Below are 11,617 nucleotides of genomic sequence, written 5' to 3'. Positions count from 1 at the left end.
AAATTGTCATATTAGGCGAGAAGGCCTTATCTTTGCCCTCCTTTGTCCCTCACAAATTCAGGGGGTCAACCTGTGGTCTATGGAAAAAATTATTGACGAAAAACGTCAGGGGACTGCCCTGGAAACGCAGGCGCAGGAAAAAAACACCCGAAAACTATATCTTGAAAGCTACGGCTGCCAGATGAATTTCTCGGATAGCGAGATCGTGGCTTCCATCCTGGGAGGCGCTGGCTTCAACACTACGGATAGTATGGAAGAGGCAGACCTCATCCTGGTCAATACCTGTTCGATTCGGGAAAAGGCAGAACTCACCGTACGCAAGCGCCTCGAAAAATTCAACGCCATCAAAGCCGAAAATCCAGCACTCAAAGTTGGTGTACTGGGATGTATGGCAGAGCGACTCAAACACCAATTCCTGGAGGAAGAAAAAATAGTGGATCTGGTGGTAGGTCCCGATGCCTACAAGGATTTACCCAACCTGGTTCAGGAAGTGGATGAAGGCCGGCAGGCGGTTAATGTTATCCTCTCCAAGGAGGAAACCTATGCCGATGTGGCGCCCGTGCGCCTCGCCTCCAATGGAGTAACTGCCTTTGTATCCATTACACGGGGTTGTGACAATATGTGCACCTTCTGCGTGGTACCCTTTACCCGTGGACGGGAACGGAGCCGGGATCCCGAATCTATCGTTGCTGAAGCGATTGATCTCTGGGAAAAAGGCTTCCGGGAAATCACGCTCCTCGGGCAGAATGTCGATAGCTATCTCTGGTACGGTGGGGGATTGAAAAAAGATTTTGAGAAAGCCTCGGCGATACAACAGGCTTCTGCTGTAAACTTTGCCGGTTTGCTCGACCGGGTTGCTATCGCAGTTCCTGGAATGCGCATTCGGTTTTCGACCTCCAACCCACAGGATATGACCCTGGATGTGATCGAGGCTATGGCCCGGCACCGCAATATTTGCAAGTACATCCACCTTCCCGTACAAAGTGGAAGCGACCGTATCCTCAAGGCCATGAACCGCCTGCACACCCGGGCGGAATATATGGAGCTGATCGACAACATCCGACGCATACTTCCGGAGTGTGGCATCAGTCAGGATATGATCGCCGGATTCCCTACGGAAACCGAGGAAGACCATCAGGATACCCTGAGCCTGATGGAATATGTCCACTATGATTTCGGATTTATGTTTGCCTATTCCGAGCGTCCGGGCACCCTGGCCGCCCGCAAACTCGAAGACGACGTTCCGGAGGAAACCAAAAAACGACGCCTGCGCGAGATCATTGCCCTGCAACAAGAACACAGCCTGAAACGAAACCAGGCGCATGTGGGCAAGGTCCGGGAAGTTTTGATCGAAGGGCCTTCGCGCCGCTCCGACGCGCACTGGATGGGACGCACCACCCAGAATACCGTTGTCGTATTTCCCAAGGAGCATTACCAGGCGGGTGAATTCGTGGATGTTCGCATTGAGGAATGCACCTCGGCCACCTTGCTCGGAAATGCGGTTGGCTATTCCGAAAATCAGGAGTTGGCAGGAAGCAGCACGGCGGGGATTAAATCAGAGAACAAGGCATGAGTACCGTACAAAATATCAAGCAGCGTTTTGAGCTGATTGGCAACGATGTCAAGCTCAACCGAGCACTGGAAAAAGCGATCCAGGTGGCCCCTACTGATATTTCAGTACTGGTTACCGGAGAGAGTGGGGTGGGTAAAGAAGCTATCCCAAAAATTATCCATGCCCTGTCGCATCGCAAGCACGCCAAGTATATCGCCGTTAACTGTGGAGCAATTCCAGAGGGAACTATAGACAGTGAACTCTTCGGACACGAGAAGGGGGCATTTACCGGGGCTACCCAAACCCGAAGCGGATATTTTGAAGTGGCCGACGGTGGAACAATTTTCCTGGATGAAGTAGGCGAACTCCCTCTGACCACTCAGGTGCGACTATTACGCGTTCTGGAAAACGGGGAATTCCTCAAAGTAGGATCCTCCAAGGTTCAGAAGACCAATGTGCGCATCGTGGCAGCGACCAATATCAAGATGATGGAAGCGATCCGGGATGGCAAATTCCGCGAAGACCTGTACTACCGTCTCAGCACAGTGGAAATCCATATCCCTGCCCTCAGGGAACGACAGGAAGACATCCACCTGCTTTTCCGCAAATTCGCTTCCGATTTTGGTCAGAAGTATAAGATGCCGACGGTTCGCCTGGAAGACGACGCCGTAGCCTTGTTGCAAAACTATCGCTGGCCCGGGAACATCCGTCAGCTCAGAAACATTGCCGAACAGATTTCCGTCCTGGAGCAGGACCGCTCAGTTGGGGCAGCAACCCTTCGCTCCTACCTCCCGGATACCGGGAATAACCTGCCGGCTGTTGTTGGCCAGGACGAGCGAAAAAGTGATTTCAGCAACGAGCGGGAAATCCTCTACAAGGTGCTCTTTGACATGAAGTCCGATCTGAATGACCTGAAAAAGCTAACCCTGGAGCTCATCAAGAACGACGATTCGGAAAAGGTTCAGGAAGAAAACCGCGGCCTGATCCGCAAAATATACGGAGCAGAAGATCCCGAAGAAGCCGATACGTCCTATGCCGTACTTCCGGCTGCCCTGGATCCCGTTCCCGTAGCCCGACCCGTTGCCGTTAATCCCGAGCCTCCTGTCCAGGAAGACAAGTATCACTTTGCCGAGGAAATCGAAGAAGAGGAAACCCTATCTTTACAGGAGAAGGAAGTAGAGCTAATTCAAAAGGCCCTGCAGCGCAACAAAGGAAAACGCAAGGCGGCCGCCTCAGAACTGGGAATTTCCGAGCGCACGCTCTACCGTAAAATTAAACAGTACGATCTGTAATGAATTACCCCATGAAGCGCGGAATTCTCCAAGGCATGCAACGTGGCGCTAAGGCCGTCCTGCTCGTAATTTTTGTCTCCCTCTACTCTGGTTGTGGAATCTATAATTTCACCGGGGGAGATGTCGGAACGGCGCAAACCTTTCAGGTGAATTTCTTCCAGAATTACGCCACCCAGAGCCCGGGTTCGATTTTCCACCCCGGCCTGGATCGGGATTTTACCCAGAGCCTGCAGGAAACCCTTGCCAATCAGACCAGCTTGTCTTTGGTAGGTTCCGGGGGAGATCTCATTTATGAGGGGGAAATTGTAGAATACCGCGTACAGCCCATGTCGGCCACGGCGCAGCAAACAGCTGCCCAAAATCGCCTGACCATGTCGGTTAATGTACGTTTCTTTAATAGCACCAAAGAAGACTCGGATTTTGAACAACGCTTCTCCTTCTTCTTTGATTTTCCGGCCAATTCCCAATTGGCTTCTGTACAGGACGAGGCACACGAAGAGATTTTCGAACGTTTGAATCAGGATATATTTAACGCCTCCCTGGCCGACTGGTAAACGATGAATGTCAACGAATTTACATCCCTGCTCCGCAACACCCAGTTGTCCGACGCACCGAGGCAAACCAAGGAACTAGAGGAAGTCCTCGATGCCTATCCCTGGTTTCAGTCGGCGCAGGCCCTTTATCTGAAAGGCTTGCACCAGACCGGGAGCTACAAGTACAACCTGGCCCTTAAAAAAACGGCGGCGATAACGGCCGACCGGGAGATCCTTTTCGACTATATCACCTCAGAGGAATTCCTGCAGGACGAAATAGCAGATGCCCTGACCACCCAGGTACCCCTGGCCGAAATTGAGACCGTGGCTGAGACTGTCGATCCCGGAGAAATGAAAGCACCGGCTTTGGATGAGGAGACAGAGGATGGCCCGCTTCCCCAATCCACACAGGATGCAGACAAGATTCTGGATCCGCGATTGTTCCGATCCCTTGACCCGGAGGTAGATAAACAATTGGATGCCGACCGGCAGAAGGCGCGGGAGCAACTCGAACTCGGTAAGCCGCTTACCTTCAATCGTCGCGAACGCTATTCGTTTTCCGAATGGCTGCAATTGACAACCATAGATAAGGGGAAGCAAACTTCTTCCCAGGAAGAGGATCAGGAGACTTCCCAAAAGGAGCAAACACAAGAAGCAGCGCATACGCCCGCTGCGACAAACGAGGATACCCCTCAGGATGAAGGAGCCGAAGCCCCGGCAATGGCATCCAAATTCGATCGCATCGATCGCTTCCTCTCGGAGAATCCAAAAATTACCCCGGTAGCTCCGGAGGAGGTACCCGAGGTAGATATAAAGTCTTCCCTAAAAATCAAACAAGAGGAGCTGATGACCGAAACCCTGGCACGGGTTTATCTGGAACAGGGCAAGTACAAAAAAGCGATTCAGGCCTACCGGATTCTCAGTTTGAAATATCCGGAAAAAAGTAGTTTCTTTGCAGACCAAATTTCGGCGATAACAGCGCTTCGAAAAGACAAAAACAAGTAATATTCAGATGGATACCTTTAATATTTTTCTAATCCTGATCATCGTGGTTTGCCTACTGCTCATGCTGGTAGTTATGGTTCAAAACCCCAAGGGAGGTGGACTTTCTTCCTCATTCGGAGGCGGGGGAACACAAATCGTTGGTGGTGTGAAAAAAACCGGGGACTTCCTCGATAAAAGCACCTGGACCCTGGCGACCGTGTTGATCGTTTTGATCCTGCTTTCCAATGTTGCCCTTAAATCCAATTTTGCGGCATCGGAATCTCGCTTGCTGCAGGAAGATGGGATCGAGAGTGTCCCTCAGGGAGAACTCGATGAAATCCCCGTGGAACCAGCTGCAGAGCCTGCCACGACTATTGATACGATTCAGTAGAACCTGAAAGAATTCAACGAAATGCCAGCTTTTATGACAAGCTGGCATTTTTGTTTTACAAAGTGTCAGTTTTTAGGGGCTGGCATAATTTTAGCCCCTAATGACGCGAAACATTAAAATCCGAAAAATCAACTGATATGGCTAAAGTAAACATCAAACCACTGGCAGACCGGGTGCTTATCGCTCCTATGGAAGCCGAAACCAAAACAGCCTCAGGGATTATCATCCCGGATACTGCCAAAGAAAAACCTCAGCGCGGAAAAGTTGTCGCTGCGGGTCCTGGCACCAAGGATGAGCCCATGACTGTTAAGGTTGGAGACACTGTTCTTTACGGAAAATACTCCGGAACCGAACTCAAGTTCGAAGGTTCCGACTACCTCATGATGCGCGAGAGCGATATTTTAGCAATCATATAAACACAATCATTAGCATAGCATTATGGCAAAAGACATCACTTTTGATATTGAAGCAAGAGACGGCCTAAAGCGCGGGGTAGACGCCCTGGCTAACGCCGTTAAAGTTACCCTCGGACCCAAGGGTCGCAACGTAATTATCAGTAAGTCCTTCGGGGCTCCTGTAGTGACCAAAGATGGGGTAACCGTAGCTAAGGAAATAGAGCTGGAAAACGCCCTGGAAGATATGGGGGCTCAGATGGTAAAGGAAGTTGCTTCCAAAACCAATGACCTTGCTGGTGACGGTACCACCACTGCAACGGTTTTGGCGCAGGCTATCGTTAAGGAAGGATTGAAAAACGTAGCCGCCGGAGCCAATCCAATGGATCTTAAGCGCGGAATCGACAAAGCTGTCGAGGCTATCGTTGCCAACCTGTCCAAGCAATCCAAGAAAGTAGGGGATTCCTCTGAAAAAATCGAACAGGTGGCTTCTATCTCCGCCAACAACGACGCGACTATCGGAGAACTTATTTCCGAGGCTTTCGGAAAAGTTGGAAAGGAAGGCGTGATCACGGTTGAGGAAGCCAAGGGTACAGACACTTATGTAGATGTCGTGGAAGGAATGCAATTCGACCGCGGGTACCTGAGTCCATACTTCGTAACCAATTCAGAAAAAATGGTTACCGATCTGGAGAACCCATACATCCTCCTTTTCGACAAGAAAATTTCTACCATGAAAGACCTGCTGCCCGTACTGGAGCCTGTGGCCCAGAGCGGAAAGCCGCTGTTGATCATCGCCGAAGATGTAGACGGAGAAGCGCTGGCAACCCTGGTAGTCAATAAACTGCGCGGAAGCCTGAAAATCGCCGCGGTAAAAGCTCCAGGATTTGGAGACCGCCGCAAAGCCATGCTGGAAGATATCGCTATCCTCACTGGAGGAATGGTGATCAGCGAGGAGCGCGGGTTTAGCCTGGAAACTGCCACCATCGATATGCTGGGTACCTGCGAGAAGGTGAGCATCGACAAAGACAACACCACTATCGTAAACGGTTCTGGAAAAGCAGGAGACATCAAAACCCGTGTTAACCAGATCAAATCTCAGATCGAAACTACAACTTCGGATTACGATCGCGAGAAACTTCAGGAACGCCTGGCCAAGTTGGCTGGCGGAGTTGCCGTACTCTACGTAGGTGCAGCTTCCGAGGTGGAAATGAAAGAGAAGAAAGACCGCGTAGACGATGCCCTGCACGCCACCCGTGCCGCTGTAGAAGAAGGTATCGTTGCTGGTGGAGGGGTTGCCCTGGTTCGTGCACAGAAAGTACTGGCCAAGGTAGAAGCCGCTAACTCTGACGAGGAAACCGGGGTACAAATCGTAGCCCGTGCTATCGAAGCGCCCCTGCGTACCATCGTTGAAAACGCCGGCGGAGAAGGATCCGTAGTAGTATCCAAAGTACACGAAGGGAAAGGCGATTTCGGATACGACGCCAAGAGCGAAAAATACGTGGACATGCTGAAAGCTGGGATCATCGATCCTAAGAAAGTAACCCGTATCGCTCTGGAGAACGCCGCTTCTGTTGCAGGAATGATCCTGACTACGGAATGTGCCCTTACAGAAATCAAAGAGGACAATCCTCCAGCCCCACCAATGGGCGGCGGTGGAATGCCCGGAATGATGTAAGAATGGTATAGGTGCCAAATGCACCAGCGATCCATTCTGGATATTCGAAAAACCCGATGCACGTGCATCGGGTTTTTTCTTTACTGCAGAGACGAAGACCACTTGCTTTTTTTCTCAAGCTCTTGTGAGGCTTCCACCGGCTCTTTGTAAATTTGAACTCTTAATTATTCCTCCATGAATGCCTTATTGAATCGCAGTCAAAAACTTCTCGCTGAATCCGAAAAACACCCTTCGGCCCTGCTGCTGGAACTCTGTGGGCTGCTTCAGGCGGAAGTCCCCCATTACGACTGGGTCGGCTTCTATTTCCGCAACGGAAACAAAGAAGAACTCAAGTTAGGACCCTATGTCGGGGACCCTACCGACCATACTATTATCCCGTTTGGCAAAGGGATTTGCGGACAGGTTGCCGTGAGTAATTCAAATTTTGTAGTGCCGGATGTAAAGGCCCAGGACAACTATATTGCCTGTAGCATCCATGTAAAGGCCGAAATTGTTGTTCCCATTTTTGTAGGAGGTGAAAATATCGGACAGATCGATATCGATTCCGAAACAGCGGATCCGTTTACTGATGCGGATATCGAACTTCTCGAAGGGGTTGCTGCAGCGGTAGCTACGCTTTTGGAATCCCAGGGGATTTCCGATCCGGCTGCAGAATTGTAAAACTTCCCCCGGATTGTTGATAACCTCCCCTGCAATTTCCTATCAAAAAAGGTAAATTTGGAGCCCTAAAGTGTAAATCAGCTCCTTAGTAATCAACCTGTTCTCCTAAATAACCCTTTCCCAATGAGTCATTCAAAAAAGGCTGCTGCAGCCCTGGTATCGGTATTCCATAAAGACGGTTTGGAACCAGTAGTTCAAAAACTCCACCAACTCGGTGTGGTCCTCTATTCCACTGGAGGCACCGAACGCTTTATCCGGGATTTAGGGATCCCTGTAGTTCCTGTAGAGGAACTTACCGGATATCCATCCATCCTCGGGGGTCGGGTAAAAACCCTGCATCCGAAAGTCTTTGGAGGTATCCTGGGACGCCGGGAACTGGATTCGGACCGGGATCAACTCAAGCAGTACGACATTCCGGAGTTGGATATTGTTATCGTAGACCTCTATCCCTTCGAGAAGACAGTTGCAGAGGGTGCCTCGGAACAGGATATCATTGAAAAAATTGACATCGGGGGAATAAGCCTGATCCGGGCCGCTGCCAAGAATTATAAAGACGTGCTATGCGTGTCCTCCATGGAAGATTACCAGCCCTTACTGGAGCTGCTCGACACCAAAGCGGGAGAATCCGACCTGGAAGACCGGCAAGCATTCGCCACCCGAAGTTTTGCGGTTTCCTCCCATTACGATGCTGCCATTTTCAACTACTTCAACCGCGAGGGCGGGGAGTCCAAACTGCGATTAAGCGAATCCCAGGGGCGCACGCTCCGCTATGGGGAAAACCCCCACCAGCAAGGGGTGTTTTACGGGGATTTCGATGCCCTGTTCGACCAACTCCACGGGAAGGCCCTGTCCTACAATAACCTGCTCGATATCGATGCAGCTGTGAACCTGATGTCTGAATTCATCCAGGACGATCCAACTTTCGCCATCCTCAAGCACAACAACGCCTGTGGTTTGGCCACGCGCGCTACATTGAGCCAGGCCTATAGCGATGCCCTGGCGGGGGATCCGGTTTCTGCCTTCGGGGGAATCCTGATCTGTAACCGACCGATGGATGCAGAGACGGCTGCTAAAGTACACGAGCTATTTTGTGAAGTAGTGATTGCCCCGGGCTTCCACGACGACGCCCTGGAAATCCTCAAAGGAAAGAAGAACCGCATCCTCCTGGTTCAAAAACCCACTGCCCTGCCGGCAACCCAGATACGAACCTGCCTGAATGGAATCCTCTACCAGGATAAGGACCTGAAAACCGATACGGCTGCAGACCTGAAGGTCGCTACCAAAAAGACGCCGTCTGCCCTGGAAACAGCAGATCTGTTGTTTGCCTCTAAAATTTGCAAGCACACCAAGTCCAATACCATTGTCCTGGCCAAAAACAAACAGCTCTGTGCCAGTGGAACCGGTCAAACTTCCCGGGTCGATGCCCTGAACCAGGCCATACACAAAGCGCGTTCCTTTGACTTTGACCTGGAAGGTGCTGTAATGGCCAGTGATGCCTTCTTCCCATTCCCTGATTGTGTGGAGATTGCACACCAGGCGGGAATCCAATCGGTAATCCAGCCGGGAGGCTCGATTAAGGACCAGTTGAGTATTGATTTTTGCGATGAAAACGGGCTGTCCATGGTAATGACAGGCACCCGTCATTTTAAGCATTAATTTTACTACTTTTGACGATAAAATTTGACCGTTCATCGTCAAAACAAAACAACTAGCCCATGGGTTTCTTTGACTTCCTGACCGAGGAAATCGCTATTGACCTCGGTACAGCCAACACCCTTATTATTCACGACGACAAGGTTGTAGTAGACAGTCCGTCTATTGTAGCCCGCGATCGAATCACCGGAAAAGTTATCGCCGTTGGTCGGGAAGCCAACATGATGCAGGGGAAAACCCATGAGAACATCAAGACCATCCGCCCGCTGAAAGACGGGGTTATTGCCGACTTTGATGCTTCTGAAAAGATGATCAATATGTTCATCAAGGGCATTCCTGCACTCAAGAAAAAATGGTTTCCTCCTGCCCTGCGTATGGTCATCTGTATTCCATCCGGGATCACGGAAGTAGAAATGCGCGCGGTACGGGAATCGGCTGAGCGGGTAAATGGAAAAGAAGTTTACCTGATCCATGAGCCAATGGCTGCCGCTATTGGTATTGGCCTGGACATTATGCAACCCAAGGGGAATATGATCGTGGATATCGGAGGAGGAACCACCGAGATTGCCGTCATTGCCCTCGGAGGAATTGTCTGCGACAAATCGGTTAAAATTGCAGGTGACGTTTTCACCAACGACATTATCTACTACATGCGGACTCAGCATAACCTCTATGTGGGGGAAAGCACTGCAGAGAATATCAAAATTCAGATCGGCTCCGCCACAGAAGACCTTCAAACCCCACCGGAGGAGATGTCCGTACAGGGGCGCGACCTGCTGACCGGAAAACCCAAGCAGGTTTCCATTTCCTATCGCGAAATTGCCAAGGCTCTGGATAAGTCCATCCTCCGTGTTGAAGACGCGGTAATGGAAACCCTGAGCCAAACCCCACCCGAACTGGCTGCCGATATTTACAATACCGGGATTTACCTGGCCGGGGGTGGTTCCATGTTACGCGGACTCGACCGTCGCCTGTCGCAAAAAACGGACCTTCCGGTATACATCGCCGAAGATCCCTTGCGCGCTGTTGTTCGGGGAACCGGGATAGCCCTCAAAAACCTGGAGCGATACAAGAGTATTCTGATTAAATAGGATGCACCCCCGGAACTGGCCCGGGAATAGTGCCTAGAACCCGAAGTGCCTGATGCAAAGGATCATCAATTTTATATTGCGGAATCAGTCCTCCCTGCTCTACCTGATTCTTATGATCATTGCCCTGGGCCTGACCATTCAGAATAACGCCTACCACCGTTCCCGTTATTTCAATTCTGCCAACTGGCTTACCGGAACCGTATACGGCGCCAGTTTTTCCATGAGTAACTACTTTGACCTCAGGGCAGAGAACGATAAGTTGCTGGAAGAGAATCGCCGGTTGCGGCTATTGCTCTTCAACAAGGATTCCATAATCCCCGCACCTCAGGATACCACCTCCCTGGATTATGTGATTTCCTCGGCGCGTATCATCAAAAACAGCTTTTCCGAAGCCAACAACTACCTGACCATCGACAAAGGTACCAATGACGGCGTGGTCCAGGATATGGGCGTGATCAGCACCGAAGGGATCGTGGGGATCGTGGAGCGCAGCAGTGGCAATTACGCCTCGGTACAAAGTGTTTTGAATTCCAAGTCCATTATCAATGCCAAGATTGCCGGTACGGAGTATTTTGGCTCCCTTACCTGGAATCGCGAAGACTTTCGTCTGGTGCAGCTGGAAGACATCCCCCGGCAGGTACCTTTGGAAGTTGGGGACGTAGTGGTCACAGGTGGCATGTCCAGCATCTTCCCGGAAAACATCCCCATCGGTACTATAGAATCTTTTGAACTGGGGGAATCCCAAAGTTTCTACAGTATTGATGTTCGGTTGTTCAACGATATGACCAACTTAAAGCCGGTCTATGTGATCCGTAATCGCAACCGGCCCGAAATCCTGGAACTTCAAGCTGCAGAAGATGAATTTTAGTCCATTTTCGGGGATCATACGTTTTGTTGGATTGGTGCTGCTCCAGGTGCTGATCTTTAACCGGATGAACCTGTTCGGCCTCATCAACCCCATGGTCTATATACTCTTCCTGTATTGGTATCCTTTAAAGGAGAACCGATCCGGGCTTTTGGGATGGGCCTTTGCGCTGGGTTTTGTCATTGACCTGTTCTCAGATACTATGGCCATGCATACGGCGGCCTGTATTACGGCGGCCTTTTTCAGGCCCGCTATCATGCGCTTTGTGTTCGGAATTAACCTGGAATTTCAGAATTTCAGCCTTCCCAATTCCACCCGTGTACAACAATTCACCTTTCTCGCGTTGTTAATTGGGGTGCATCACCTAATTTTCTTTACCCTGGAAATTTTTAGTTTGACGAATTTGCTCTTAATTTTAAAGCGGGTACTATTAACCGGGGTCTGCACCTTTATATTTTCGATTTTACTAGCGGCGCTTTTTTCGGCGCGAAAAACCTGAGGTAGTCCTGGCACATACCTCGAATAC

At 50.5% G+C, this 11,617-nt stretch carries 12 protein-coding genes; all 12 read left to right on the top strand.

Features of this window, described 5'->3' with window-relative positions:
• Positions 1-79: 79 nt before the first annotated feature.
• The 12 genes from miaB to BM318_RS07515 all read left to right on the top strand — a co-directional run bounded on the left by miaB (position 80) and on the right by BM318_RS07515 (position 11,590).
• Positions 80-1,573, top strand: coding sequence for a tRNA (N6-isopentenyl adenosine(37)-C2)-methylthiotransferase MiaB (gene miaB / locus BM318_RS07570; RefSeq protein WP_092981901.1), 1,494 nt, complete (start codon positions 80-82; stop codon positions 1,571-1,573).
• Complete coding sequence (locus BM318_RS07565) at positions 1,570-2,844, top strand: sigma-54 interaction domain-containing protein (RefSeq protein ID WP_092981900.1); 1,275 nt, start codon at positions 1,570-1,572, stop codon at positions 2,842-2,844. Before miaB ends, BM318_RS07565 begins: the two co-directional genes overlap by 4 nt.
• 35 nt (positions 2,845-2,879) lie before the next feature.
• Positions 2,880-3,398, top strand: a complete 519-nt coding sequence (locus BM318_RS07560) for an LptE family protein (RefSeq protein ID WP_092982117.1) — start codon at positions 2,880-2,882, stop codon at positions 3,396-3,398.
• A gap of 3 nt (positions 3,399-3,401) precedes the next feature.
• Positions 3,402-4,382, top strand: coding sequence for a hypothetical protein (locus tag BM318_RS07555; protein ID WP_092981899.1), 981 nt, complete (start codon positions 3,402-3,404; stop codon positions 4,380-4,382).
• 7 nt (positions 4,383-4,389) lie between these two features.
• Complete coding sequence (gene secG / locus BM318_RS07550; protein ID WP_092981898.1) at positions 4,390-4,752, top strand: preprotein translocase subunit SecG; 363 nt, start codon at positions 4,390-4,392, stop codon at positions 4,750-4,752.
• 137 nt (positions 4,753-4,889) lie between these two features.
• On the top strand, positions 4,890-5,168 hold the full coding sequence (locus tag BM318_RS07545; protein ID WP_092981897.1) for a co-chaperone GroES: 279 nt from the start codon (positions 4,890-4,892) through the stop codon (positions 5,166-5,168).
• A 22-nt stretch (positions 5,169-5,190) separates the two neighbouring features.
• Positions 5,191-6,822, top strand: coding sequence for a chaperonin GroEL (groL, locus tag BM318_RS07540; RefSeq protein WP_092981896.1), 1,632 nt, complete (start codon positions 5,191-5,193; stop codon positions 6,820-6,822).
• A 174-nt stretch (positions 6,823-6,996) separates the two neighbouring features.
• Entirely contained in the window at positions 6,997-7,482 is a 486-nt protein-coding gene (locus tag BM318_RS07535) for a GAF domain-containing protein (protein WP_092981895.1), read from the top strand.
• A 123-nt stretch (positions 7,483-7,605) separates the two neighbouring features.
• Positions 7,606-9,138 carry a bifunctional phosphoribosylaminoimidazolecarboxamide formyltransferase/IMP cyclohydrolase gene (gene purH / locus BM318_RS07530; RefSeq protein WP_092981894.1) on the top strand — a complete coding sequence of 511 codons (1,533 nt, stop codon included), beginning with the start codon at positions 7,606-7,608 and terminating at the stop codon, positions 9,136-9,138.
• A gap of 59 nt (positions 9,139-9,197) precedes the next feature.
• Positions 9,198-10,226, top strand: a complete 1,029-nt coding sequence (locus BM318_RS07525) for a rod shape-determining protein (protein WP_092981893.1) — start codon at positions 9,198-9,200, stop codon at positions 10,224-10,226.
• Positions 10,227-10,278: 52 nt separating this feature from the next.
• Positions 10,279-11,094 carry a rod shape-determining protein MreC gene (gene mreC / locus BM318_RS07520; protein ID WP_092981892.1) on the top strand — a complete coding sequence of 272 codons (816 nt, stop codon included), beginning with the start codon at positions 10,279-10,281 and terminating at the stop codon, positions 11,092-11,094.
• Positions 11,084-11,590, top strand: a complete 507-nt coding sequence (locus tag BM318_RS07515) for a rod shape-determining protein MreD (RefSeq protein ID WP_092981891.1) — start codon at positions 11,084-11,086, stop codon at positions 11,588-11,590. Before mreC ends, BM318_RS07515 begins: the two co-directional genes overlap by 11 nt.
• Positions 11,591-11,617: the final 27 nt, after the last annotated feature.

It is taken from the genome of Robiginitalea myxolifaciens, assembly GCF_900115205.1.
GTDB lineage: Bacteria > Bacteroidota > Bacteroidia > Flavobacteriales > Flavobacteriaceae > Robiginitalea > Robiginitalea myxolifaciens.
The sequence above is the reverse complement of the archived record's forward strand: the minus strand, read 5'-3'. Positions and strand labels throughout refer to the sequence as shown.

Excerpts from the sequence above, each read along its gene's own strand:
- BM318_RS07565 (WP_092981900.1), top strand. The coding sequence starts at position 1,570 with ATGAGTACCGTACAAAATATCAAGCAGCGTTTTGAGCTGATTGGCAAC.
- BM318_RS07535 (WP_092981895.1), top strand. The coding sequence starts at position 6,997 with ATGAATGCCTTATTGAATCGCAGTCAAAAACTTCTCGCTGAATCCGAA.
- secG (WP_092981898.1), top strand. The coding sequence starts at position 4,390 with ATGGATACCTTTAATATTTTTCTAATCCTGATCATCGTGGTTTGCCTA.
- BM318_RS07560 (WP_092982117.1), top strand. The coding sequence starts at position 2,880 with ATGCAACGTGGCGCTAAGGCCGTCCTGCTCGTAATTTTTGTCTCCCTC.
- groL (WP_092981896.1), top strand. The coding sequence starts at position 5,191 with ATGGCAAAAGACATCACTTTTGATATTGAAGCAAGAGACGGCCTAAAG.
- miaB (WP_092981901.1), top strand. The coding sequence starts at position 80 with ATGGAAAAAATTATTGACGAAAAACGTCAGGGGACTGCCCTGGAAACG.
- BM318_RS07525 (WP_092981893.1), top strand. The coding sequence starts at position 9,198 with ATGGGTTTCTTTGACTTCCTGACCGAGGAAATCGCTATTGACCTCGGT.
- BM318_RS07555 (WP_092981899.1), top strand. The coding sequence starts at position 3,402 with ATGAATGTCAACGAATTTACATCCCTGCTCCGCAACACCCAGTTGTCC.
- mreC (WP_092981892.1), top strand. The coding sequence starts at position 10,279 with ATGCAAAGGATCATCAATTTTATATTGCGGAATCAGTCCTCCCTGCTC.
- BM318_RS07515 (WP_092981891.1), top strand. The coding sequence starts at position 11,084 with ATGAATTTTAGTCCATTTTCGGGGATCATACGTTTTGTTGGATTGGTG.
- BM318_RS07545 (WP_092981897.1), top strand. The coding sequence starts at position 4,890 with ATGGCTAAAGTAAACATCAAACCACTGGCAGACCGGGTGCTTATCGCT.
- purH (WP_092981894.1), top strand. The coding sequence starts at position 7,606 with ATGAGTCATTCAAAAAAGGCTGCTGCAGCCCTGGTATCGGTATTCCAT.